Source organism: Achromobacter xylosoxidans (genome assembly GCF_001457475.1).
Taxonomy (GTDB): domain Bacteria; phylum Pseudomonadota; class Gammaproteobacteria; order Burkholderiales; family Burkholderiaceae_B; genus Achromobacter; species Achromobacter xylosoxidans.
In genome coordinates this window covers 1,719,370-1,745,546 of sequence record NZ_LN831029.1, presented here as the reverse complement: position 1 = coordinate 1,745,546, position 26,177 = coordinate 1,719,370, and the positions used below count along the sequence as shown (strand labels likewise).

At 65.4% G+C, this 26,177-nt stretch carries 14 protein-coding genes; 6 read left to right on the top strand and 8 right to left on the bottom strand.

Annotation, left to right across the window (positions count from 1 at the left end; genetic code table 11):
- Window positions 1-843, bottom strand: a complete 843-nt coding sequence (locus tag AT699_RS07835; protein ID WP_020924612.1) for a ferritin-like domain-containing protein — start codon at window positions 841-843, stop codon at window positions 1-3.
- A gap of 119 nt (window positions 844-962) precedes the next feature.
- Here AT699_RS07835 and AT699_RS07830 point away from each other — a divergent pair, with 119 nt between their 5' ends.
- Entirely contained in the window at window positions 963-2,102 is a 1,140-nt protein-coding gene (locus tag AT699_RS07830) for a GNAT family N-acetyltransferase (protein WP_024068165.1), read from the top strand.
- A 4-nt stretch (window positions 2,103-2,106) separates the two neighbouring features.
- Here AT699_RS07830 and AT699_RS07825 read toward each other — a convergent pair whose 3' ends face one another.
- Both AT699_RS07825 and AT699_RS07820 read right to left on the bottom strand, forming a co-directional pair.
- Window positions 2,107-2,577: a cyanophycin metabolism-associated DUF1854 family protein gene (locus AT699_RS07825; RefSeq protein ID WP_054499373.1), complete on the bottom strand. Its 471-nt coding sequence runs from the start codon at window positions 2,575-2,577 to the stop codon at window positions 2,107-2,109.
- A 14-nt stretch (window positions 2,578-2,591) separates the two neighbouring features.
- Window positions 2,592-4,877 (bottom strand): cyanophycin metabolism-associated ABC transporter, encoded by a 2,286-nt coding sequence (locus AT699_RS07820; RefSeq protein ID WP_020924614.1) that lies wholly within the window; start codon window positions 4,875-4,877, stop codon window positions 2,592-2,594.
- 260 nt (window positions 4,878-5,137) lie between these two features.
- Here AT699_RS07820 and cphA (AT699_RS07815) point away from each other — a divergent pair, with 260 nt between their 5' ends.
- From cphA (AT699_RS07815) to AT699_RS07800, 5 genes are all read left to right on the top strand, one after another.
- Window positions 5,138-7,753: a cyanophycin synthetase gene (gene cphA, locus AT699_RS07815; RefSeq protein WP_006389415.1), complete on the top strand. Its 2,616-nt coding sequence runs from the start codon at window positions 5,138-5,140 to the stop codon at window positions 7,751-7,753.
- A 62-nt stretch (window positions 7,754-7,815) separates the two neighbouring features.
- Window positions 7,816-10,386 carry a cyanophycin synthetase gene (gene cphA, locus AT699_RS07810; protein WP_006389414.1) on the top strand — a complete coding sequence of 857 codons (2,571 nt, stop codon included), beginning with the start codon at window positions 7,816-7,818 and terminating at the stop codon, window positions 10,384-10,386.
- A gap of 620 nt (window positions 10,387-11,006) precedes the next feature.
- Window positions 11,007-11,207, top strand: a complete 201-nt coding sequence (locus tag AT699_RS07805; RefSeq protein WP_006389412.1) for a CsbD family protein — start codon at window positions 11,007-11,009, stop codon at window positions 11,205-11,207.
- 26 nt (window positions 11,208-11,233) lie between these two features.
- A complete protein-coding gene (locus tag AT699_RS30860; RefSeq protein WP_006389411.1) occupies window positions 11,234-11,398 on the top strand; it encodes a DUF1328 domain-containing protein in 165 nt (54 codons plus the stop codon).
- An 81-nt stretch (window positions 11,399-11,479) separates the two neighbouring features.
- The gene (locus AT699_RS07800) at window positions 11,480-11,818 is read left to right on the top strand and encodes a BON domain-containing protein (RefSeq protein WP_024068163.1); all 339 of its coding nucleotides are present in this window, start codon (window positions 11,480-11,482) and stop codon (window positions 11,816-11,818) included.
- Window positions 11,819-11,999: 181 nt separating this feature from the next.
- Here the strand turns inward: AT699_RS07800 and AT699_RS07795 are convergent, their stop codons facing one another.
- The 5 genes from AT699_RS07795 to AT699_RS07780 all read right to left on the bottom strand — a co-directional run bounded on the left by AT699_RS07795 (window position 12,000) and on the right by AT699_RS07780 (window position 26,092).
- On the bottom strand, window positions 12,000-12,872 hold the full coding sequence (locus tag AT699_RS07795; RefSeq protein WP_024068162.1) for a PhzF family phenazine biosynthesis protein: 873 nt from the start codon (window positions 12,870-12,872) through the stop codon (window positions 12,000-12,002).
- Between the two features lie 111 nt (window positions 12,873-12,983).
- On the bottom strand, window positions 12,984-13,235 hold the full coding sequence (locus tag AT699_RS31465; protein WP_145964674.1) for a hypothetical protein: 252 nt from the start codon (window positions 13,233-13,235) through the stop codon (window positions 12,984-12,986).
- A gap of 383 nt (window positions 13,236-13,618) precedes the next feature.
- Entirely contained in the window at window positions 13,619-14,359 is a 741-nt protein-coding gene (locus AT699_RS07790) for a hypothetical protein (protein ID WP_145964673.1), read from the bottom strand.
- The gene (locus tag AT699_RS30855) at window positions 14,356-24,345 is read right to left on the bottom strand and encodes a hemagglutinin repeat-containing protein (RefSeq protein WP_024068161.1); all 9,990 of its coding nucleotides are present in this window, start codon (window positions 24,343-24,345) and stop codon (window positions 14,356-14,358) included. Before AT699_RS30855 ends, AT699_RS07790 begins: the two co-directional genes overlap by 4 nt.
- Window positions 24,346-24,370: 25 nt before the next feature.
- A complete protein-coding gene (locus AT699_RS07780) occupies window positions 24,371-26,092 on the bottom strand; it encodes a ShlB/FhaC/HecB family hemolysin secretion/activation protein (protein ID WP_024068160.1) in 1,722 nt (573 codons plus the stop codon).
- Between the last annotated feature and the right edge of the window lie 85 nt (window positions 26,093-26,177).

Below are 26,177 nucleotides of genomic sequence, written 5' to 3'. Positions count from 1 at the left end.
TCATCCTCGATCCGCCTGCAGGGCAGCCAGTTCGGCCTCGTCGAAACCCGCGGCGCGGCGCGCCGCCAGGTTGAAGGGGCCGCGCAAGCGCGGCGCGTTGTAGCGGCTGGCCAGTTCGGCGTAACAGGCGACCGGCTCCCTGCCCTGCCGCGCGCACAGCAGCTTGTACCAATGATTGCCGATCGCCACGTGGCCGATCTCGTCGCGCAGGATGATGTCGACGATGGCCGCGCTGCGCGCGTCGCCGGCGCCCGCCAGCTTGTTGCGGATCAGTGGCGAGGCGTCCAGCCCGCGCGCCTCCAGCGTGCGCGGGACCAGCGCCAACCGGGCCAGCAGGTCGTCGCGGGTACGTTCGGCCATTTCCCACAGCCCGTCATGGCCGGGAAAATCGCCGTAGGCGTAGCCCAGGTCGGCCAGGCGCTGGTTCAGCAGCTCGAAGTGGGTGGCCTCTTCGCGCGCCACGCGCAGCCAGTCGCGGTAGAAGGCGTCCGGCATGCCGGCGAAACGCCAGAGGATGTCCAGCGCCAGGTTGACCGCGTTGAATTCGATATGCGCCAGGGCGTGCAGCAGCGCCGCGCGGCCCTCGAGCGTGGCCATGGAACGCTGCGGCACCTCGGACGGCGACACCAGCACGGGCACGGCGGGCCGCCCCGGCAGCGCGCCATGGGCAACGTAGTGGCGCGCGCAATCCAGCGGCGCCTGGTCGCCGATGGCGCGCACCCGCGCCAGCTTGTCGGCCCAGCCGACGGCGGCCAGCGCCTCCAGCGCCGCCGCCCGCAGGCAAGCCATGCCGCCTGTGCGAGGTTCATTGCCGCCCGGGGCGGCGATTGAATTGCTATCCATGAAAATTTCCGCCGCGAAACGGCTCGGGGCCGCACGCAAGACCATGACCATACGCAATAACCCTGCGCGCTCATCAGGCGCCGCGCACTGCGCGCCAGTGAAGACTTTATCATTCGTGCATGGATTCGCCGCTACGCCTGACCATCGAGACCGACCTGTCCGGCATCGACGCCCGCCAGTGGGACGCCCTGGCAGGCGACCAGCCGTTCCTGCGGCATGCCTTCCTGCATGCGCTGCACGACAGCGGCTGCGCCGCGCCGCGCACCGGCTGGTCGCCGCACTACCTGATGCTGTGGCGCGGCGATGCGCTGGCGGGCGCCGTGCCGCTCTACCTGAAATCGCATTCGCGCGGCGAGTACGTGTTCGACTACGCCTGGGCCGACGCCTTCGAGCGCCACGGCCTGCGCTACTACCCCAAGCTGCTGGCGGCGGTGCCGTTCACCCCGGTCTCGGGCCCGCGCCTGCTGGCCGCCAGCGACGAGGACCGCGACACGCTGGTGCGCGGGCTGGTCGCCTTCGCCGAAGAAATCCAGGTGTCGTCGCTGCACCTGCTGTTTCCGGCCGCGGACGACCTGCGCGCCCTGCGCGAGGCCGGCTTCATGGTGCGCGAAAGCGTGCAGTTCCACTGGACCAACCCCGGCTACGCCGACTTCGACGCCTTCCTGGCCACCATGAGCCACGACAAGCGCAAGAAGATCCGCCAGGACCGCAAGAAGGTGGCGCAGGCCGGGCTGGCGTTCCGCTGGCTGCGCGGCGCGCAGATCGACGCCGCCGAACTGGATTTCTTCCACCAGTGCTATTGCCACACCTACTTCAACCACGGCAATCCGCCGTACCTGAGCCGCGAATTCTTCCTGCGCGCCTATCGCGACCAGCCCGACGCCTTCGTGCTGATCTTGGCCGAGCGCGACGGCCAGCCGGTGGCGGCGGCCCTGAACCTGGCGGGCGGCGACACGCTGTACGGAAGGTATTGGGGCGCGACGGAATACGTGCCGGGGCTGCACTTCGAAACCTGCTATATGCAGGCCATCGCCTACTGCATCGCCCACGGCATGGCGCGTTTCGAGGGCGGTGCGCAAGGCGAGCACAAGATGGCGCGCGGTTTGCTGCCCACGCCCACCTGGTCGGCGCACTGGGTCGCCGATCCGCGCTTCGCGGCCGCGATCCAGCACTTTCTCGATGAGGAAACCGCCGCGGTCGACGACTACCTGGGCGAACTCGAGGCCCACACGCCGTTCAAGCGCGCGGCGGCGGATTGACCGCTCAGAGGAAGCGGTCCAGCAGTTTGCGGCTGTGCTTGTCGAGCGACAGGATGTCGCGCACCAGGTAGAAGATGCCGTGGCTGTCGGCAATCAGCAGCGTCTGCGGGTTCAGGCGCCGGATGTCCTCCTCGCCGCGCAGCGTGAAACTGGTGGGGCCCTTGTCGGTCTCCACCTTCCAGAGGCTGGGCGTGGCGAAGGTGGACACGCTGGCCAGCTTGCGGATCTCGGGCATGAATTCCCGCCCAGCCAGTTCCTCTTCGATCAGGGCGCGTTCGGCGGCGGGCACGTCGGCCAGCCGCTCGATCCACAGCAGTTCGCGGCCTTCGCCTGTCACCAGCGACAATCCGCGATCGGCCTCGCTGATCGGAAAGGCCCGCACCGGAATCACGCCTTCGTGCGCGACGCCGTCGGCGCCCTGGAACACCAAACGCCCGAACGCGTTGCGTCGCAGCTGGAAAACGGGAAGCGTCATGACGGTTATCTCGCTCAGGCCACGGCGGCCATGTCTTCGCTGCCGGAGGCCTGCGCGTCGGCCTCGTTCTGGCGCGCCTGCGCCTGGTACAGCCGGTAGTAGGCGCCTTCACGCGCCATCAGTTCCTCGTGCGGGCCCTGCTCCACGATCTGGCCGCGGTCCAGCACCACCAGCCGGTCGGCCTTGCGCAAGGTGCTCAGGCGGTGGGCGATGGCGATGGTGGTGCGCCCGCGCACCAGATTGTCGAGCGCCTTCTGGATTTCCTTCTCGGTGGTGGTGTCCACCGACGACGTGGCTTCGTCCAGGATCAGGATGCGCGGATCGATCAGCAGCGCGCGCGCGATCGAGATGCGCTGGCGCTCGCCGCCGGACAGCGCCTGGCCGCGTTCGCCGACCAGCGAATCGTAGCCATGCGGCAGCCGCAGGATGAATTCATGGGCATGGGCGGCGCGGGCCGCCGCCACGATCTCGTCGCGGGTGGCGTCCGGCTTGCCGTAGGCGATGTTCTCGGCGATGGTGCCAAAGAACAGGAAGGGTTCCTGCAGCACCAGCCCGATGTTGCGGCGATAGTCGGCCACCCGCACCGAACGGATGTCGGCGCCGTCCACCAGGATCGCGCCTTCCGACACATCATAGAAGCGGCAGATCAGGTTGATCAGGGTGCTCTTGCCCGAGCCGCTGTGGCCCACCAGGCCGATCATCTCGCCGGGCGCGATGCTCAGGTCCAGGCCGCGGATGACCTGGCGGTTGCCGTAGCGGAAACCGACGTCGCGCAATTCGATGCGGCCGTTGATCTGCGGCAGCTTGGCCGGGTTCTGCGGCTCCGGCACGCTCGACACGTGATCCAGGATGTCGAAGATGCGCTTGGCGCCGGCGGCCGCCTTCTGCGTCACCGACACGATGCGGCTCATCGAGTCCAGCCGCGTGTAGAAGCGCCCGATGTACGCCAGGAAGGCCGCCAGCACGCCCACCGTGATCTGCTTCTGCGACACCTGCCAGATGCCGAAGATCCACACCACCAGCAGGCCGACCTCGGTCAGCAAGGTGACCGTGGGCGAGAACAGCGACCAGGTGGTGTTGACGCGGTCGTTCACCTCCAGGTTGCGGTTGTTGGCCTCGCGGAAACGCGCCACTTCGCGCTTTTCCTGGGCAAAGGCCTTGACCACGCGGATGCCGGGAATGGTGTCGGCCAGCACGTTGGTGATCTCCGACCAGATGCGATCGACTTTCTCGAAGCCATGGCGCAGGCGGTCGCGCACCGCGTGGATCATCCAGATGATGAACGGCAGCGGCACCAGCGTGACCAGCGCCAGCCACGGATTGATCGACACCAGGATCGCCGCGGTCATGGTGATCATCAGGATGTCGTTGGCGAAGTCCAGCAGGTGCAGCGACAGGAACACGCAGATGCGGTCGGTCTCGCTGCCGATGCGGGAAATCAGGTCGCCGGTGCGCTTGCCGCCGAAATACTCCAGCGACAGCTGCTGCAGGTGCTCATAAGTGGTGGTGCGCAGGTCGGCGCCGATGCGCTCGCTGACCCAGGCCAGGATGTAGGTGCGGGCCCAGCCCAGGCCCCACGCCAGGATGGCGGATCCAAGCAGTCCGCCCAGGTACAGGCGCACCTTGCCATAGTCGATCGGCGCGCCGTTCTGGAACGGGATCAGCACGTCGTCCATCAGCGGCATGGTCAGGTACGGCGGCACCAGGGTCGCCGCGGTGCCCAGCAGGGTCAGCAGGAAACCGGCCAGCAACGGCAGGCGGTATGGCCGCGCGAAACGCCACAGGCGCAGCAGCGCCCAGGTGGTGGATGGGGATGCCTGTTCCTGGTTGCAGGTGGGGCATTCGTCCTGGCCGGCGGGAATGACGTTATTGCAGATGGTGCACTGGCGTTCGCCCGGCGCCGCCTCCTGGTGGCCGGACAGGCGGATGGCCTGCTGCGCCTCGAACTGGCCCAGCAGCCGCAGCGCGGCCGGGTTGCAGGCCAGGGTGAAGCGCCAGACGCCCAGGCGGGCGCTGTCGTCGTGCAATTCCAGCACGGCGGCGCCGGCGTGGTCGGAAAGATTCAGGGACAGTTGAGGGCCATAGGGCCAGGCTTCCCAGCCGGTATCGGCGGGATTGCGGGCGATCAGGCGGCGGTCGGTCACCGCGACCAGGCCCGGACGGAACTTCAGGCGCTGGTCCAGGTCTATTTCGAGCCAGGCCAGCAGGGTTTCGCCCTCCGCCAGTTCTGCGCGGAATTCATCCCGCCAGCGGGCAGGAAAGGCTTCGGCTAGGCCGGAAAGCAGGTGTGTTTTTTTCATTGGAACGCATACCGGGCCAGGACTCTGCCCTACAAGGCGGCGACGGCATCCCAACCCCGGGTTGGAAACGTGTCCCTTCCTTACAACACAACGAGTTCACGCCTTTGAAGGCGTCGTATAGTATCAGCCGATTTTTCTAATTAGGAATATCTGGGATCCCCCACTCGTTGGCATTATTCTTAAGGCGCAACCCCAATAAATTCGCGGTCTTGCATAGGGGCGTCCGCGCGTGCCAACCTGCTTCTCAAGTAAATTAAAACATGAAAAAGAAAGACATTGAATTTCTCGATGTCGTGGCTTTGCGCGGCCCGAACATTTGGACGTACCGTCCGGTACTTGAGGCGTGGGTGGACATCGGCGAGCTGGAGGACTACCCCTCCAACACGATCCCCGGCTTCTACGAGCGGCTGACCGCCTGGCTGCCTACCCTGATCGAGCACCGCTGCAGCCCGGGTGTGCGTGGCGGTTTCCTGTCGCGCGTCAAGGAAGGCACCTGGCCCGGCCACATTCTCGAGCATGTCACCCTGGAATTGCAGAACCTCGCCGGCCTGCGCGGCGGTTTCGGCAAGGCCCGTGAAACCTCCACCCGCGGCGTCTACAAGGTCGTCGTGCGCGCCTGGCAGGAACAGGTCACCCGCACCGCCCTGAACGAAGGCCGCGACCTGGTCATGGCCGCCATCGAAGACCGCCCGTTCGATGTGGACGCCGCCGTGGCGCGCCTGCGCCGGCTGGTCGACAAGCACTGCCTGGGTCCCAGCACCGCCTGCATCGTCGATGCCGCCGACGACCGCGACATCCCCTACATCCGCCTGTTCGAGGGCAACCTGGTGCAGTTCGGCTACGGCTCGCGCCAGCGCCGCATCTGGACGGCCGAGACCGACCGCACCAGCGCCATCGCCGAAGGCATTTCGCGCGACAAGGACCTGACCAAGGAACTGCTCTCGACCTGCGGCGTGCCGGTGCCGGAAGGCCGGCTGGTCGACAGCGAGGACGACGCCTGGTCAGCCGCCGAGGACATCGGCCTGCCGGTGGTGGTCAAGCCGTACGACGGCAACCACGGCCGCGGCGTCTTCACCAACCTGACCACCCGCGAAGAAGTGGTTTCCGCCTACCGCGTCGCGGTCGACGAAGGCAGCGGCGTCATCGTCGAACGCTTCGTGCTGGGCAACGAACACCGCCTGCTGGTGGTCGGCAACCGCATGGTGGCCGCCGCCGCGGGCGAGCCGGCCTGGGTCACGGGCGACGGCAAATCCACCATCACCGAACTGATCGACAGCCAGATCAACACCGACCCGCGCCGCGGCCGCACCGAAAACCACCCGCTCAACCCGGTGCGGCTGGATTCGGCCGCGCGCCTCGAGATCGCCCGCCAGGGCCTGTCCGAAGACAGCGTGCCGGCCGATGGCCAGCGCGTGCTGGTGCAGCGCAGCGGCAACGTCGCCTTCGACGTCACCGACCGCGTGCACCCCAGCGTCGCCGCCACCGTGACCCTGGCGGCCCGCGTGGTCGGCCTGGACATCGCCGGCGTCGACCTGGTGGCCGAGGACATCTCACGTCCGCTGGACGAACAGCGCGGCGCCATCGTCGAAGTCAACGCCGGCCCCGGCTTGCTGATGCACCTGAAGCCGGCCGACGGCACCCCGCGCCCGGTCGGCCGCGCCATCGTCGATCACCTGTTTCCCGAAGGCGACGCCGGCCGCATCCCCATCGTCGGCGTCACCGGCACCAACGGCAAGACCGTGGTCGCGCGCCTGGTCGCGCGCCTCCTGCACCTGTCGGGCAAGCGCACCGGCCTGGCCTGCAGCGAAGGCCTGTACCTGGACCGCCGCCTGGTGCAGAAAGGCGACCGCGCCGACTTCGCCTCCGGCACGCGCGTGCTGATGAACCGCAACGTCGATGCCGCCGTCATCGAGAACGACAGCGGCGTGATCCTCGGCCAGGGCCTGGCCTACGACCGCTGCCAGGTCGGCGTGGTCACCAACATCGACGACGCCGACCATCTCGGCGACTTCGACATCAATGAAACGGAACGCATGTTCAACGTGTTCCGCACCCAGGTCGACGTGGTGCTGCCGACGGGCGCCGCCGTGCTCAACGCGCGCGATCCGCGCGTGGTGGAAATGGCCGAGCTGTCCGACGGCGCCGTGATCTTCTTCGGCATCGATCCCGCCCTGCCCGCCATCACCGCCCACCTGCAACAGGACGGCCGCGCCGTGTTCGTGCGCGACGGCGGCATCGTGCTCGCCCAGGGCGCCCACGAAGAGCGCCTGGCCGACGTCGCCGCGATTCCGCTCACCCATGGCGGCCGCGTCGCCTTCCAGGTCGAGAACGTGCTGGCCGCCGTCGGCGCCGCGTGGGCGCTCGACATTCCGGTCGAACTGATCCGCGCCGGCATCGAGACCTTCGACATCGACCAGGCCGACGCGCCCTGGCAGTTCACGCTGTTCGAGCGCAACGGCAGCACCGTGGTGGTGGACGACGTCCACAACGCCTCCGCGCTGCGCCCGCTCATCGCCGCCATCGACCAATTCCCGTCGACCACGCGCGCCGCCGTCTATTCGGCCGGCGCCGACCGCCGCGACGCGGACCTGATCGAGCAGGGCAGGCTGCTGGGCGACGCCTTCGACCGCGTGGTGCTGTACGACGACGCCACCGTCACCAGCAAGCGTCCCGCCGGCCAGGCGCGCGCGCTGCTGCGCCAGGGACTGGAACAAGGCAGCCGCGTAAAGCAGATCATCGACGAGCCGGACCACGGCAAGGCCATCGAGAGCCAGCTGTCCGGCATCGCCGCGGGCGACTTCGTGCTGCTGCAATCCGACGAAGCCTTCTCCGGCCCCACCATCGATCTCGTCCGCCGCTGGATCCAGCAACACTGACATCATCGCGCGCGCCACGGCCATCGCCGCCGGCGCGCGCAAGCTAGACAGGAATACCTGCCATGGAAGTTTCCCGTATCCGAGCGCTGCGCGGCCCCAACCTGTGGAGCAAGAACACGGCGATCGAAGCCATCGTGTCGTGCGCCGACGCCGAATGCTCCATCGACAACCTGCCCGATTTCGAAGCGCGCCTGCGCGCGCGGCTACCGCAGACCGGCCTGCTGCGTCCCGAGGGCCACCAGGGCGCCGTCTCGATCGCGCACGTGCTGCAGATCGTCGCCCTGACGCTGCAGGCCTACGCCGGCTGCCCCGTCACCTTCGGCCGCACCTCATCCACCATCGAGCCCGGCGTGTTCCAGGTGGTGGTGGAATACAGCGAGGAAGAAGTCGGCCGCCTGGCCATGGACCTGGCGCAGCAGCTGGTGCAGGCGGCGCTGGACGATGCGCCGTTCGACCTGGCCGACGCCCTCAAGCGCCTGCGCGAGCTGGACGAGGACGTGCGCCTGGGCCCCAGCACCGGCTCCATCGTCAACGCCGCCACCGCCCGCAACATTCCCTACCGCCGCCTGACGCAAGGCAGCATGGTGCAGTTCGGCTGGGGCAGCAAGCAGCGCCGCATCCAGGCCGCCGAAACCGACCTGACCAGCGCCATCTCCGAATCGATCGCGCAGGACAAGGACCTGACCAAGATGCTGCTGGACGCGGCCGGCGTGCCCGTGCCGCTGGGCCGCTCGGTCACCACGGCCGAAGACGCCTGGGCCGCGGCCCAGGAGCTGGGCGGCCCGGTGGTGGTCAAGCCGCGCGACGGCAGCCAGGGCCGCGGCGTGGCGGTCAACATCGAGACGCGCGAGCGCGTGATCCAGGCTTTCGAAGTGGCCGAGGAGATCAGCTCCGAAGTCATCGTCGAGCGCTACATCCCCGGCCACGACTTCCGCCTGCTGGTGGTGGGCGGCGCGCTGGTCGCGGCCTCGCGCCGCGATCCGCCGCAGGTGACCGGCGACGGCGTGCACACCATCCGCCAACTGGTCGACCAGGTCAACGCCGACCCGCTGCGCGGCGACGGCCACGCCACGTCGCTCACCAAGATCCGCTTCGACGACATCGCGCTGGCCACGCTGAAAAAGCAGGGCTTCGACGCCGATTCGGTGCCCGCCCCGGGCACCCTGATCTTCCTGCGCAACAACGCCAACCTCAGCACCGGCGGCTCGGCCACCGACGTGACCGACGAAGTGCACCCCGAGATGGCGGCGCGCGCGGTCTCCGCGGCCCGCATGATCGGCCTGGACATCTGCGGCGTCGACGTGGTGGCCGAAAGCGTGCACTACCCGCTCGAAGACCAGAACGGCGGCGTGGTGGAAGTGAACGCCGCGCCCGGCCTGCGCATGCACCTGAACCCCTCCTTCGGCAAGGGCCGCGCCGTGGGCGAAGCCATCATCGCCAACATGTACGCCGATGGCGACGACGGCCGCATCCCGGTGGTGGCGGTGGCCGGCACCAACGGCAAGACCACCACGGTGCGCCTGACCGCCCACATCCTGGGCACGGCCGGCAACCGCGTCGGCATGACCAACTCCGACGGCGTCTACGTCGACAACCTGCGCATCGACACCGGCGACTGCAGCGGTCCGCGCAGCGCCCGCAGCGTGCTGATGCACCCGGACGTCGACGCCGCCGTATTCGAGACCGCGCGCGGCGGCATCCTGCGCGAAGGCCTGGCCTTCGACCGCTGCAACGTCGCCATCGTCACCAACATCGGCATGGGCGATCACCTCGGGCTGGGCTACATCAGCACCGTCGAAGACCTGGCCGTGGTCAAGCGCGTGATCGTGCAGCACGTACATCCGAGCGGCACCGCCGTGCTCAACGCCGCCGATCCCATCGTCGCGGAAATGGCCTCCAGCTGCCCCGGCTCGATCACCTACTTCGCCGAGGACCGCAACCACCCGGTGATGGCCACGCACCGCGCCCAGGGCCTGCGCGTGGTCTACCGCGACGGCGACGCCATCGTCGCGGCCCAGGGCGGCGAGGAAACCCGCTTCCCGCTGGCCGAGATTCCGCTCACGCGCAACGGCACCATCGTGTTCCAGGTCGAAAACGCCATGGCCTCGATCGCCGCGGCCTGGGCGCTGGGCCTGGACTGGAGCATCGTGCGCCGCGGCCTGGCGACTTTCGTCAACGACGCCCAGACCGCGCCCGGCCGCTTCAACGTGTTCGACTATCGCGGCGCCACCGTGATCGCGGACTACGGCCACAACCCGGATGCCATCCTGGCGCTGGTGCGCGCCGTCGACGCCATGCCGGCCAAGCGCCGCTCGGTGGTCATCAGCGGCGCCGGCGACCGCCGCGACGAAGACATCCGCATGCAGACCGAGATCCTGGGCGAAGCCTTCGACGACGTGCTGCTGTACCAGGATCAATGCCAGCGCGGCCGCGCCGACGGCGAGGTGCTGGCCCTGTTGCAGCAAGGCCTGGTCAACGCCAGCCGTACTCGCCACATCGAGGAGATCCACGGCGAGTTCCTGGCCATCGACACGGCGTTGGCGCGCCTGAACGCCGGCGACCTGTGCCTGATCCTGGTGGACCAGGTGGAAGAAGCGCTGGCGCACATCGCCCAACGCATCCGCGAAGCCTGATCCCGGTCGCGGGACCGAATGAAAACGGGGCGCCTTGTGCGCCCCGTTTTCATTGCCCGGCCCTTCAGCCGCGGGCCGATAGGTCGGGTGCCGCCGCCTGGTACCGGTCCGTCACGTGGGTGCAACCGAGCGCCGCCATCGCGGCCAGCGCCAGCAGGATCGTGCCAAGGAATCGTTGCGTCATGCATGTCCTCTCTGTGTGAAGGGGGCCCGGCCACGCGGGCAGCAAACCCGTGCGTGGAACCTGCCCCAAATATACCGGTGCCCCGGCCACCCGGCCAGCCTCGGATGGCCCGCCTGCCGGCCTCAATTGCCGTCCCGCCCGAGGCGCGGGTCGGGCAGGCCTTCGTCGGGTAGGGGTCCGTTACCTGCCCCGCTCAAAACGGCTCAAGACGTTGCTCAGATGTAACTTCCCCTCCTGGTGCGCCTGCGCTACCTGCCGTCGAAAGACGCGCGCTTTGCCCCGTCCCCCGCCGTTACATTTGCCCACAGCGTCCTTTGACAGGGCTCGCGGACGGCCTGTACCTTGAACTCAAGCTGATCAGTGTCCAACTCAACCGCGAATGCACAAGCTTATCGGCCATAAGCCGCCGCATCCGCCACAACGAAGAGAGGTCACCATGAATAACGACATCATCGCTGGCAAGTGGAAGCAACTTACCGGTAAGGCCAAAGCGGCCTGGGGTGAACTCACCGACGACGAGTTGACCCGTACGGAAGGCAACGCCGAGCGCCTCGCTGGCCTGATCCAGGAGCGCTACGGCAAGACCAAGGAACAGGCGGAAAAGGAAGTGCGCGATTTCTTTGATCGCAACCCCTGATCCCCACGCCACCAGGAGAAGCTGACATGTTGCACTACGCCGTAGTTTTTTTCGTTATTGCGATCATCGCGGCTGTCCTGGGCTTCGGCGGCATTGCCGCCGGCGCCGCGGGCATCGCCAAGATCCTGTTCTTCGTCTTCCTGGTTCTGGCGCTGCTGTCCATCCTGGGCGGCGCATTCCGCAAGAAATAGAAGAACATCGCACCCCGAGAATTTTCGCTTAGCCGTTGCGTCCTGAACGCGCTGAAAACCACATACACAAGGAGCACAACTATGGAATTCCGCAAGCTGATCGCCGCCGCCGCACTGGGTACGGGCGCTGTCTTCACTTCCATGGCCTTTGCCGCCAATGACGGCAAGCCCAAGCAATCCGTGGGCGAATACGCCTCCGACGCGACCGTGACCACCAAGGTCAAGGCCGCCTTTGTGGCCGACAAGCAACTGAGCGCGCTGGACATCGCCGTTGAAACCACCGATGGCGTGGCCAAGCTGACCGGCACCGTCGGCACCGCCGCCGAAGCCGACCACGCCGCCACCGTCGCCCGCGGTGTCGAGGGCGTGAAGCAGGTGATGAACAACATCAAGGTCGACCCGGCCAAGAACAAGAAGTAACCCGCCGGGCCTTGATGGCCATCCAATGAAAAACCGGCGCCTGTGCTCACACACAGGCGCCGGTTTTTCATTGGGCGCGGGATCGCGGCAGCCCGAAGCGCGCGCCAGACCGTTTTGCCGCCAGCGCTACCGCGGCCCGCCTGACAGGCACAGTCCGGTCATGCCGGACCCGCGCGAACACTCAGACGTCCACCGTGCCGCGCCCGATCTCCAACGCGCGGCCGCCCACCTGGATGCGGCCATCGGCCTGCACGTCCAGCAGCAACCGGCAAGGACGGCCCATCTGGTCGCCCTGCTCCACCAGGAAACTGGCGGGCAGCGCGTGCTGCCGATGCCGCAGCCAGCCCCCCAGGTTGGCGCAGGCCGAGCCGGTGCCGGCATCTTCCTGCACCCCGCCGCCGGGCTTGGCGTAGAAATAACGCGTCACCACGACGTCGCGCCCGTCCTGCCGGCGGTTCGGGTCGAAGGCGAACAGATAGCAGACCTTGCGCCCCAGGCTGTTGGCCTGCCAGCGCTCCAGCTGCGAAGCATCCGGATGCGCGCGCCGCAACGCGTCGACGTTCTTGAGCGGCACCAGTAGCTGGTCCGCGCCCGTATCCACCCAGATGGGATCATCCGCCAGGTCGTCCAGGTCCAGCCCCATCAGCCCGGCAATATCAGCGGCCGGCAGCGTCGGCGCCGCCGTGCGCACGCCATTCGGGCAAGGCGCGGTGAAAGTCCAGGCGTCACCCTGCGCGGTGACCGGCACGACGCCGGCCTTGAATTCCAATGTCAATGCATCGCCACGCTTGAGCAGGTCGCGCACCACCTGCGACGTGCCGATGGTCGGATGGCCCGCGAAACCCATCTCGAAGCCGGGCGTGAAGATGCGCACCCGCGCATCGGCCACGTCGGACGGCAGGATGAAAGTGGTTTCGGAAAGATTGAACTGCGCCGCCAGCTCGCGCATGGTGGCATCGTCCATGCCACGCGCGTCTTCGAATACACAGAGGGGATTGCCGGTGAAGGTGCTGGAGGCGAAGACGTTGAGAAGACGGAATGCGTAGGTGGCCATGGGCTGGAGGGAGGTTGCCGTGAGGAGGAAGGCCATTACTTTATCGCAACGGGCCGGCCAAGAGACGCTCCCAGTGCTGCCGGGTCCGCCCTCACCCCGAATCAATAAAAATTAATGATTATTGGCCAAATCAAGTGCAATCAACATCTCTAAATTTCTTAACCTACCCCTTAATTTCTTTGAATACTCAAAAACCGAACTATTCTCCACCCCACAAATAATTCCCGAGATTCTCTCAACCTCAAAACGCACAATAAAACGGCCATTAATTAAAATATGATATATATCCTCATCCTCACCAGGTGTACACACAAAAACTTGTGCTGAATCAATTTTTCCATAATTTTCTCGCAAGAACCTCATGATCAATTCATTTTTCTTTATCGACAAATCGGACGCTATCAGTTGATTCCTGATCGTCAATTCCGTACGAGTTCCTCTCAGCCTCACCCATCTCTCCCGGGTTACCGTAATTTCACGCCCAACACAGCCTAGATAAAGATTTTCACTTAATAAAAATCATCATCCAACATCCCTTCCGATTTCAGAATGGCTATAAATTTCTCATAGGCAACCTTATCCAACTCCAGCAGATCATCCAACAAATTCTCCTGACTACCTCGTTATTGAAGATCGGGTTGATGCTGCCGTCGTTCGCGTGCGCCGCGTCACGGTCACCTACATGCCAGCTTCAGCACGCAGCCTGTAGCCAGGGCAGATGATATTGACAACCCATGCCTTTCTCGCTACTTACCGGAATAGTTGTAGGACGCCGGCAATTCATAGTCCTCTGGAATGTCGGCCCATGGCCTGTCGTCAGCCCACCCGATATTTTCAATGTCATCACAAATACGCTCAAAGAAGTCCGAAAGCGCCCTCGAGGAAGATCGAGCCATCGCTAGTGCGTACTTAACCGCCACCAAGTCATTAATTCTTACAGCCTCGTCCAGGGCATCCAAATGCATCTGAAAGTCCGCCACTTCACCACTAAATTCACCATCTAGATTCGACGTGTAATCAATCTTCCAATTTTCACTGAAAAACCCTTTTTTTAAACCTGACAACTCATACAGGCAGGGCATTACAAATTTAAGCTCGTTGAATCCTTTAAAATCAAACATGTAACTTTTGCATAACTCATAAATCTCAGGAACAGCAGATGTTTTTGGCACATCGCGCAGCCTCCCTCCCTCGGACCAACCAACCCGGTCGAGGTCTTCCACGATATTCGCAAAGAATCCCTCGGCAATATTTGAGCGCCCCCTCACCCTCACCAATGCACACATGATCGCAGGGAGATCAGACTTCCGCACAGCCGCGCTCAGGAAATTTATCGCCAAACCAAGCTCTGCAACATCCTCATTAAACTCATCATCCAAATTTAAACTATAGTCAATGCTCCAATCAGCGCCCACAAAATCGCCACCAATTCCGAACATAACATGCAATTTCGGCAACATTAATTTTATTTTATTTATATTAATCATTTCAAATTCCTCCCACGCGCCGCTCTCGTCTTACGATCATTAACAGAACCATCCAGGTTTAAAACATACCGAAAATTTCCGTGCTTATCAAAAACCTCAATATGATCCATATGCGTCCCATCCAAATAGAATTTGTCGCCTTTTCTAATATTATTACCAATACGACGATCCGCTTGATAAACAGTCTGTCCGTGGTAGTGCTGGCTCGTTTTCCGGGAGGCGTCTTTTATTTCACTACCGAACCCAGGCCGCTCTAGAAATTCCGCCGCCTTTCCAACTGCGTCCTTATTCGGCTGGTATCGGACATTTTCTTTGTGATCCTCACCTGCTTTGCCATGTACCGAATGGCTCTTTGCCGGTGACTTCCCCCCCTTCCCCGCTCCGCCGGTAATTGCCCCCAGCACCGCCCCCGACAGCAACTCGGCCCGCTCTTTGTCGATGCCATAAGTGCGCGCTAGCCGTTCTGCAAACTCGGTACTAGATACAACACCTTCGGCGTCTATCTGCTGCGACAGCAAAGGCCCCATATCCGCCTTCATCTGCCATGGGATATCGCTGTCTCCCAGCACACGATCTATCGCATCGCGGATCAGCATGCTGTTTGCCGGGATATCGCCATACTCCTTCCGGCACGCATTTGGATCGGTGGCGCAGACCGAGATCAACCGGTCCTGCTGCGCAACACTCAGCCGCTCCATCTCCTCGATGACTTGATGGCAATCGCCGCGAGCGCCGCAACCTCGTGCGCGCTCCGCGAACTCGTCCAACTGAGGTGCGTTCAGATTGTTATTCTCGACCGCATTCCTGCCCGCCTGCGCGCCAGTCACGCCGCCGGCCGCATCCCCCGTGGCGAGGCCACCCGCAATTCCCGCCGCCAACTGGCTCAGCGCGCTTACCTGCTGCTTCTCGGTTTCGCTCAGCGCGTCGGGGTCTTTACCTGGAAACAGCTGCCGCGCGATCACCCGCGCCGCCAGTTCGCCGCCGCCCGCGCCCAGGCCGCCAGCCAGCGGCGATTGGCCGTTCAACTGCGCCGTCACCGCGCCCAGCACCGCGTGCGCCATGGCGTTGGCCGCGGGATTGTCCTCGCCGATCCGCCGCTTGATTTCGGTCGCCAGGTAGGGCGCGGCGGCGCTGCCCAATGCGCCGGCCAGGTTGTCGCCCGCCAGTGCCGTCAGCGCGCCGGTCACCGCCTGCGCCGCTTTCTGCAGGTCGCTGCCGGTGCCGTAGTGCTTCATGGCATTGGCATACGCCCTGTCCATCACGTCCGCATCGGTGTAGAGCCGGCCCTCCTTGCCCAGCTGTGCCCTCGCCTCGGCCAGCGCCTTCGGGTCCGTCTGCGCCTTCAGGCCCGCGATATCGCCCTGCGTGCGGATGACGTCCATCGACTGGCTGCCGATCTCGCCGATCAGCTGCACCTGCCTGAGGCGGTTCTGCTCTTTCTCCTTGTTGAAGATCGGGCTGATGCTGCCGTCGTTCGCGTGCGCCGCGTCATGGTTCAGTTCCGCCACGTCCTGGCGCTGGTTGTCCTGGTCGCGCACGCGTAAACCGCCTTCGCTCACCGCCGCCCGGGTGGTGCCCGACGCATGCCCCCCGTGATTGGCGCCGGACAACATGCCGCCGGCCGCATTGGTCAACAGGTCCTTGCCCACCGGCCCGCCGGTTCCCATCGAACCGCCGCTGTGCCGCGCCTGGAAGTCCGCCCGGTTGTCGATGTCGCGCCAACCCAGCGTGCCGGTATCCAACAGGTTCTGGTCCGGGCCGGCCGTGCTTGCGATCACCGCGCCATCCAGCTGGGTGTGATGGCCCACGTTGATGTCGTAGCCGCCCCGGCCCGCGAACAGGCCCGTCTGCTCCTTGACCGAATCGAAGTCGCTGCGCAGTTTGTCCTGGCTGGCGCTGATGTTCGCCGTGCCGCTCATCGAGCCGAAGCTGAAGCTGCCTCCCGCGCTGATGTCGCGCTGGCGCGCGGAATAATGGTCACTGTCTTGCTCGCTCTGCAACGTCAGATTGCGGTCGGCGTTGACCTCGATGTATTCACCGCCGACCTGCGCGCCCTTGAGCAGCGTGTCCCGACCGCTGGCCAACATCACCGTGCCGCCCGCGTCCAGCGAGGTCTCGGTATGGGTCAGCCCACGTCCTTTTTCGCGGCCTTTGCCCGCATTGACGCCGGCCGATACATTGATGCCGTAGCCCCCGGCGCCCGCGCCGATGCCAATGCCGACATTGCCGCCGTGGCTGCTGCTTGTGCCGTCGATGCGCTCGACGTTCCGCGCCGACAGCAATTCAATATCGCGGTCGGCCGAAAGCAGCACGTCACCGCCGGCCTTGACCCGGGTGCCGGCCAACACGACATCGCCGCTGTCGGCCCCCCTGCCCGCGCCGGTGGCGGTGATCGAGATATCCCGCCCCGCATTCAGCGTGCTGCCCTGCGCGCGCCGGCTCTCGCTGCGCGTTTCGGTTTTGGACGACTGGCTGCCATAGGAAATGTTGACGCCGATCGTGTTGGTCGCCCCCTGCGCCGCATCCTTGTCGCCGGCGCTCAGGCCTGCCGCGGTGTTTTTTGCATCGGCGGCTTGCGTCAGCAGATCGTCCCGCTCCAGCGCCTGCGCGGCCTGGACGCCGGACAGCGCCGCCTTGGCGCCCTGCAGCGCCCGCAACCGCCCGTCGCTCTCTTGCCCGGCCTGCCGAGCCGCGCTGACCGCGGTGTTGAGCGCGCTGCCCACCGTTCCCGACAGCGCGATGGTCAGGCCGCGTTGTTTCGATTCAAAGGTCTCGTGGCGGGTACGCTCGTCATAGCCCGGGTCGATACGCACGCTGTCGCCAGTGATGTCCAGGTCCGTCCCCGCCACCAGGTCGGCGCCGCGGACATGCACGCGGTTTTCCGCAGTGATGGTCACGTTGCCCTGGGTACTGCCTATGGTGCTGGCGCTCTGGCTCTGGATGACGCCGTGCTCGTCCGCTTCGTGACGCGAGGACTGGTTGCCGAGGGTGAAGCCGATGCCGCCGCTGTCCAGCAATCCGCTCTTTTTCTTCTTTTCCAGCAGGTAGTGGGATTCGGTTTCGGTGGCCGCTGAAATATCGACGTCGCGCCCCGCGCGCAGATTGACGTCGCGGTCGCCGACAATGGCCGAACCGGTCACCGTCAGGTCATTGCCCGCCACGATGCTGACCCGATCTCCGCTCAGCACGCTGCCCGCCTCGCGCGTCATGCGGTCGTCCTTGACCGTATCGCTGCCGCTTTTGCGCAGGAAGCCTTTTTTCTCGGCGTGTTCCCGCGACTGCCGCGTCTCGCTCTCGGTGCTGCTGGCGATCCGCACATCCTGCCGCGCCTGCAGGGCGAGATCCCCCTGCTCGCTGTGCAGCGTGCTGGCCGTCACGGCGATATCGCCAGTGCGGGCGACGATCGTTATGCCATCCTGGCCACTGAGCGTGCTGCCGGTGGCTTCATTGCGCGACGATTCCATCTCGCGCCAGCCCTTGGTCTTGCCGTCACGCGTATGCTCGACGTCCTGATCGGTCACGCGCCGACGCGCGCTGCCGACGGAGACGTCGTTGGCCTCCAGGCTTATGTGTCCCTGCCGACTGTCGACCTGCGCGCCTTCCAGCACGGCGGCGTTGCCCGCCAGTACTGTGACGCCTTTATCACCGCTCACGCTCGCCAGGCTCAAGCGCTGCTCTTCCCGCTGGTTGTCGACCGAAGACGTGCTGCTGCCGGCCTTGAGCCGGGTCGTGTTGGTGGTGGAGGCCGCCGACAACCGCACATCGCCCTCGGCCTGCAAGTGCGCCGAACCGCCCGCGGCGACCTGGCTGCCCTGCAGGACCAGATCCCGCCCCGCCGTCACGCTGACGTTGTTGCCCGCCTTCAGGCCGCTGCCCTGCGACTGCTGCCATTCGCCGCTGACTTGCGCCATCCGCTGGCCGGCGGTTTCCATGCCCGAACGGGTGCGGTTGCCCATGGCGCCGGAAATCACGTCGACGCTGGCAGTGTGGCGGCTCTGCGCGACGCCGATGTCCAGGCTGTCACGCGCGCTCAGGTTCAAGTCGTGCGTGGCGTCCAGCCTGGCGCCCCGCAAACGGATGTCACCGCCGCTCAAGGCAATGTCGGTGGCGCTCATGCTGGCCTGGCGCAACGCGTCCTGCAGATTGCTGCTGATTGCCAGGTGATCCGCCTGTATATCGATGCGGTCGGCCTTGATATCACCGCCTCGATGCAGGAACTGGTCCGCATCGATCCCGAGCGCCCGGTCGGCGAAGAGATTGCCCGCGTTATCGACGCTGCCTGCCGACAGCTGAAGGGCGCCGCCGCCAACCAGCGCGCCATCGCCAGTAAGGCGCAGCGTGGATGCGGCAAGGTAGACTTTGGGCACCCATACGGTCTGCGGACCGGTAGCGGTATCGACCGATTCGCTCACCATCCACACGATATCCTGCTGCAGCGCCGCGATCTGGGCAGGCGTCAAGGCCACGCCTGGCACCAGTTGCAGGTCTTGCGCCGTTTTTGCGCCATTGGCCATCAACGCCTGGTACTGGTCCATCGCGCTTTCACCGCGCACGGACGGCCGCCCGGTCAATTGCAGCAACTGTTCCCGCACCAGGCGCTGTTCGTAGAAGCCATCCCCCAGGCGCTTGTGCGCCCGCGCCGGATCAAACCCGACCTGCTTCAGCAGATAATCACTGCTGATGAATCCGCTGCGGCTGGTGAAGCGGGCATCGGTCACGACCAGGTATGGGCTGTCCTGGGCCGCGGGCTGGCGGAACAGGCCGTTGTCCGGGATCGAGGTCGCCACGCGGCGCAAATGCCGCTTCTGCGTCAACGCCTGTTCGGCGGGCAGGAGCGGACGGTCGCTCGCCAATTGTGTATCGCCGTCGATGCGGTCCGCGTCCGGCACCGTGACCGCCAGCGGGTTGCGCTCCCATTCGGCGCGTTCGGCCTGCACCGCCTCGAATGCGGCGGCCACGTCGCTGATCTGCGCCTGCGCGACTGTGGTGTTGGTGATGCTGGCGCCGCGGATGGTGACGTTGCCATTGCCGCTGATGATTCCATCGACGGTACTCAGCGCCGTGGTGACGTCGCGATTGAAGGTCGGATACCAGTGCACCGTATCCTTGTCGTAGTGGTCGACAATGATTTCCTGGCGCCGCTCATTCACCGAATACCCGCGGTTGTCGACCACGCCGTCATCAGGGATATCGAGGTTGCCGTTTGCGGTGATGACGCTGGCGTCGTTCAACAGGCTGCCGGAGATGCGCAACGCCATGTCGCCGCCCGCCAGGATGCGGGCGCCCGTGCCTTCGGATACCAGGCTGTCGCGCGTGACGGTGCTGGTGACGGTGCGCTCGCGGAAATTGCTGTAATCGGTCACGAAAGGCGCGGCGGCAATATCGACGTGCCTTTCCGGATCCCACTGTTCCAGGCGCCCCCAGTCGAACTCGCGCCAGACGGTGTTTTGATACGGCGTCGGCACGAGGCCCTGCCGATGCCCGCGCGTTTCGTAGAAGGTCATGGCATAGCTGCCATCCGCGCCAGGCACCAACGCCAGATAGTTGACCCATAGGTCGGTCAGCTTCCCCCATCGGTTGCGGACCCGCAGCTGTGCGCGTTTGGCCGGCGCATCGATCGCCAACAGGGTGCCGTACGGGTTGCTTTTGGCGGCATCCTCGTCCTGGAAGGTCAGGCGTTGCGTGGTGGGCGCCACGCTGCTCAGGTCGGGGTTGACCTTGGAGCCGTAGGAACGCCAGTAGTAGTTGTAGCGTTGCCACTTGGTGGCGGGATCTGTCTGCGCGTCCCGGGCGATCACCAGGCCTTCGCGCAGGTTCTCCAGGCGCTTGGCTTCGATCGCCACGTCGCCATCGGCTTCAATGACGCTTGCACGGTTCTCCAGCAGGTCGCCACTGCCCAGGTTCAGCGCGCCGCCGCTATACAGCAGGCTGCCGTCCCGGTTGCTCAACCGTTCCCGGGCCTGCAACGACAGCTGCTGCGTCGCGGCGACCACGCCATCGCGGCCATGGTTGTCGATCACGCGGCCACGCACGGCGACGTCATCGCCCATCACGCTCGCGGCGTTGTCCAGCGTATCGACATCGAGCGCCATGCGGTCGGCTTCCAGCCGCCCCTGGTTGCGCAAGGCGCCCGTCGTCACTTGCAAGTGCCTGGCCGCCAGGGATCCCTGGTTGGTCAAGTGCGTGGAGTGCACGACAAGATCGCCCGGCAACAGCCATTCGGCCTGGTTGGTCAACGCGCCATCCACGGCAAGCGTGGCCTGGGCATTACTGCTGATCGTGTCACCGGCCTGGTGGGTGTAGTCCTGCCCGATCGAAAGGGACAGCGCGTCCTGGCTGCGCAGGGTGCCCGCCCGGTTGTCCAGGGCATGGGCATCGATGGCCAGCGTGCCAGCGCTTTCCACCAACCCGCCCTGGTTGAACAGGAACAGCGCGGAAGGCGAATCCGCTTCGTCCGCCTGGATCCGCAGCGCCCCGTTGGCCTGGATGCTGCCCTGTCGATTGTCCAGGCTCGCCAGTCCCGACAGCGTGAGGCTGCCGACGCTCTGCAAACGTCCCGACGTGTTGTCCACCGAGCGGGCCGCCACGCCGGTATGGATTGCCCCCAGCAACAGGCCGCCATCGCTATTGTTCAACCAATCTGCCGTGATGTTCAGCCGCTCCTGGCTGGTGATATTGCCGCGCCCGCTGTTGTCCAGCCGCGCCGCATCCAGCAGGAATGTCCTGGTGGCAACCAGCTGGCCGGCCTGATTGTCCAGTTGCTCGCTGTTCAGCGTCAGGGCATCGCCGCTGTGCATCTTGCCTTGCCGGTTATCCAGCATGGCAACGCGGTAGTCGCCCGCCCCCTGGCTGATGAACATGCCATCGGCGTTGTTCAGGTGATCGGCGACCACGGCCAGCCCGCCCCGGCTGCTGAAAACGCCAGCCCGATTGCCGACCCGGGCAGCAACGATCCGCTGATCACCATTGCTGCGCACGGCTCCACGGTCATTGCCCAATCGTCCGACAATGCGTAGATCGAGCTCGCGCTGGCTGTCGATTGCGCCGCCTTCGTTCAGCACCTGTCGCGCATCGAGTTGCAAGGCCTCGCCGCTTTGCACGTGGCCGTCGCGGTTGTCCAGCGATTCGCCCAGGTCGAGCCGCAGTTGGCGCTCGCTGTGAATCAGGCCCTGCCGCGTGTTGTCCAGGCCTTGCGCGGCCAGCGCCAATCCCGCGCCGGTCGATATCCGCCCCGCGGCGTTGTTGAGGGCGCCGGCGCGGGCGCCCGCCTCGGCGCCTTGCACGTCCAGCCGCCCCCCGACGCTGATGTCGCCGGCCTGGTTATCGATGTCCTGCGCAACGCGCAGCGTCAGATTTGCGGCCGACCGCAGCGCGCCCTTGCCGTTGTCCAGGGCATTCGCGGCAAGCGTGGCGTCGCCCAGCGTCTGTATCGACCCGTCCCGATTGCTGAACGCGCCACCGACGGCGGACCACTCCCCCTGGCTGCCCATCCACCCTTGCGTATTGAGGATGTCCTGCGCATGCAACCGCTGGCTTTCGCGGCTGAAAATACGGCCATCGCCGTTGTCCAACGCGCCCGCGAACCAGAGATCCAGGCTGGCGAGCGACTGGATGCTGCCTTGCGCGTTGCGCAACTGCCCGGCACGAACCGCCATCTGGCCGTGGCCGGTCAGCATGCCGCCCTGGTTGTCCAGCGTTCCGTCCAGCGTCAACGCCAACGCCTGCTGGCTCAGGACGACGCCTTGGTGGAGATTGCGCAGCGCTCCTCCCGTCAACGACATGGCGCCGCCGCTTTGCAGCGAGCCCGCGCCGTTGTCGAGCAGGCTTGCCGCGCCGCCCTGCCAGGTCAGCGCTTGCCCGGCCGTCAGGATGCCCTGCCGGTTGACGAGATCGTGGAAGGTGCCGAGGCGCAGGTCGCCGCCCGATTGCAGCCTTCCGGCGGTGTTATCGAGCCCGTCCACCGTCACCCGGACCTGCTCGCCTCCCAGGGCGGTCGCGTCGCGGTTATCCCAATGGCCGCCTGCCTGGACCGACAGTGTCCGCCCGGCTTCGAGCCAGCCCTGCGCGTTATCCAGCGCCTGCCGCGCCGTCAGGCGCAGGTCGCCCTGGCCAATGAGTTGCCCTTGCCTATTGCGGACGCGCTGCGCCGTCACATCGACCTGCGCGGCGGCAATCATTCCGCTGGCATTGTCGAGCACGCCCTGGGCATTCAATTTCAGCCCCTTGCCAACCCGCAGCGTGCCTTCGCTGTTGTGGAAATCACCACCTGACACAACGTCCAGCGACTCCGCGCTGGAGATCATGCCGGACCGGTTATCCATGCTTGCGGCGCTCAGCGCCAGGTCACCATTGCCGCCCAGTTCGCCGCCGCGGTTATCCAGCAGGCCAGCGATGCGCCCATGTGATGCGCCACCGCCGAGCATCACCAGGCGTCCCTGTCGGTTGTCCAGGGAGCCGGCATCCAGCTCCAATTGGCGGGCTTCGATCACGCCGCCGCTGTTGTCCAACACCCCCGTCAAGGCGAAGCGGCTTTCTCCGTCTTCCACCTGGGTCCAGACGGCGGCCTGGTTGAGCAGGCTGTTGCCACCGACCCGCCAGCTGCCGGCTCGGACCTTGGCCTGTTGCGCATCGATGGCCCCGGTGGTGCCCAACGCCAACCGGCGGCTGTCGATCGTGGTTTGCCGCAGCGCGATCTCGCCGTCTTGCGCGTGGATACGCAATTGGTCTGCCGCAAGCGTGCCCTGGCTCAGGTCGATGCGGTTGCCCTTTATATCGATTGATTTCCGGCTCAGCAGATTGCCGCTGGCCCGCACGTCCTGCTGGCTGGTCAATACCAGGTCCGCCATCCGAGTCAGCGAGCTGTTGATGTCGCTGCCGGCCAGCAGGTTGCCGCGGCTCTGGATGCCCTGCCCGGCCGTCAGCCGGACGTCACCCGCGGCCGCCAGCGTGCCGGATTGTTCGATGTTCCCGGTCCGGCTTGCGACCGACAGCGCGCCGCCGCCATACAGCTTGCCGTGATGCTCGAGGCCGTCCCGCGCCGCCAGGGAAATATCACCGCCCGCCTGGGTCACTGCCTCGGTGGAACCGGATAGCCAGCTGAGCCTGCCTTCGCTGCTGACCGTCAGCGTTCCCGCCGCCTGCAGATGCCCGCCCTGATTGCGCACTCCCACTCCGGCCTCAGTGCCAATCATGCGGATGTGGCCGCTGTACATGCCGCCCAGCTGGCCCATGTCTATCGCCAGTTGCGGCGTCATGGCTTCAGCGCCCAGCGGCGCGACCGTTTTCGCATCGGCGCTGACGCGGTTGCGCCCCGCTATCACCGACACGGCCTCCCTGGCCCAGACGCCGGCGTTTATTTCGACCGCGCGCGCCAGGATGTCCACATAGGCGGTGTCATGGCGCGCATCGCCGTTCAGGCCGCCGCCTTCGATGCGCACGACGCCCCGCTCGACCTGGAATCCCGCCAGGCTGCCGTCGGCGTTGCGCTGCGGACTGCCGGTGCTTAGCGTCATGCGCCCCGCATTGATCGTGCCGCAGCCATCGCACACAATGCCCGACGGATTGGCCACGATGACCTGCGCCTTGTCGCCCGCCACCTCCATGAAGCCGCGCAGCATGCTGGGATTGCTGCTGTTGATCTCATTGAGAATGACACGCGCCGTGGCGCCGTTCGGACCGAAGTTGGGATTGCCCTGGATCATCCCGGCCAACCCGGTGGAGGTCATCGTGGCCGAGTTGTTCAGAATCGCGCCACGCCGATCCACGTCGAACCGCAGGTACCGGTTGTGCGACAACCCGCCCTGATCGGGCGCGGCAATGTTGACTTGCGGCAGACCATTCTGCGTGGTCACCACATGCGGGCGCTGCCCGGTTGGCGCCGCGCCGTCGGCAACGATTCCGTCCGCGGCCGCCGGCCTGCCAGGCATGACCAAACCCGCCAGCCAGACGGTCCACAGGATGAAAGCGAAGCGGTAGCGGTATTGCATGAGCCAGGTCTTTGAAAAAGCGGGATCAGATTTCCAGATTCATGCTGAATCCGATCGTCATTGCCGCGGTGTGGAAATCACGCGGCTTGTAGAGGGGCACGCCGGCAAACAGGTCATAGCCAAGTTTTTTCCAGAGCGCGCCCCGCACGCCCAAGGCTGCGCCCGCCAACTGGCGTCCGACCAGATATCGGGCGCCCTGGCCGCCTACCCACCCATAGTCCAAAGCCACATACAGCGCATCGCTGGATGAAAGCCCGTTCCAGGCCAGTTCATTGCGCCAGAGCAGGCCGTTCTCGCCGGACAGTGTCTGCTCGCCGTCAAAGCCGCGCACCGTATAACGGCCGGCAATGGCCATGCGTTCCTGTGGCGTCAGCGCGTCCGGGCTCCATTGGCCCCTGACGATCGCCAGATATCGCCAAGGCTGCTTGCCCCAGGCGAAGGGTTGATTGAGGCTTACGTCGCCCGACAGCACACCGCCGCGGGCACTGCCGCTACGCGACGCTTCCTCGGGCGCCGCGAGGGCGCCGAATGCGCCGGTGCCGTGGCGCCAGCCGAGGTTCGCATCCAGCGTGGCGCTTCCGAGATAGCTGTGCTGGTTGACGCCGAACTCCCATCCGGCCGTGCGGCGCCGCTGCTGCTCGATGGCGATGTCATTGACGGCATTGGTGGAGTATTTGCGATACACACGCAGGTTGAGCGTGGTCTTGTGGGACTGGTCGCGATATGCCAGCCGTGACACGGCGGCCTGAAGGCTCGCGCTTTTTCCGCTGTACCGGAGTACTTCGTTGGCGCTGGGGATGTTCTGGTGATAGGCGTAGTTGTTGTAATTGACGGAGTAGGCCCAATAACCGACCGGGAATACGTAGTTCAAGGCATGTGAACGGTTGCCGAGCGGCGCATGCTGGAACAGATCCCTGCCGACGTTGGCGTAGAACAGATCGTTGTGCGCGAAGGGAGCATCCACGGCCAGGGTGGCCGAGCCCAGGTAACGCCCGGTGCTATCCGAACCGCTATCGTCCAGGCCGAGGCTCAGCCGGATGGGTCGGCTTTCCTGCCAACTCACCAACAGGTCGCTGGTGGCCTCGCGCTGCCCTGGCGTGATCCGGATATCGGCGGCCGCGCTGGGGACTCGCTTGAGATTCTCCAGGCCCTGCTCGATATCGCGCAGATTGAGAATATCGCCGGACGATGCCGGGATGGCATTCCATAACCGGCCGCGCCACGACACTGGCTGGTCGAAGCGGATATCGCCAACGCGACCGGGCAGCAGCGTCAATGTCAGAAGGCCGCGGGTGAGGTCCTGCTCGTGCGCCATCACGCGTGTCGTGACGTAACCTTTGGCCAGAATGGCGTTCTGCACCCGGTTGATGGCCGCCGTGATGCCCTGGCCGCCCAGGCAGTGGCCTATTGTGTCGGCGGCGGCATCGAGCGCCCATTGAAAGCTGGCGGCGGAATCGCCGCTCAGCCGCAGGGTATCGATGACGAAGCAAGGGCTTTCATCGGCGGGATAATCGGATGGGGAGGCTTCAGGGCGAGGGAGGCGCTCGTCGACCCGCGGGGTATTCTGCTGTTGCAGGACACGTTCACGCTCTTGCTGGCGCAACTGCTCGCGGGCATCGATGGAGAGTGCTGGCGGTGTCGGCGCCTCTGGCACCGAGGCGCCGAAAACCGGTGAAACGACGGCGGCGAGAACCAGAAACCCTGGCCCCAGGAAAAACAACAGCTCACCGCGACGACCGCACCGCATCTCTGCTCCTTGATTGCGCGGAGCCAGAGTAGCAACGAATTACCAGCGTACGTAATTGTTAAATGGTCGTACAAATTCAAGCGCC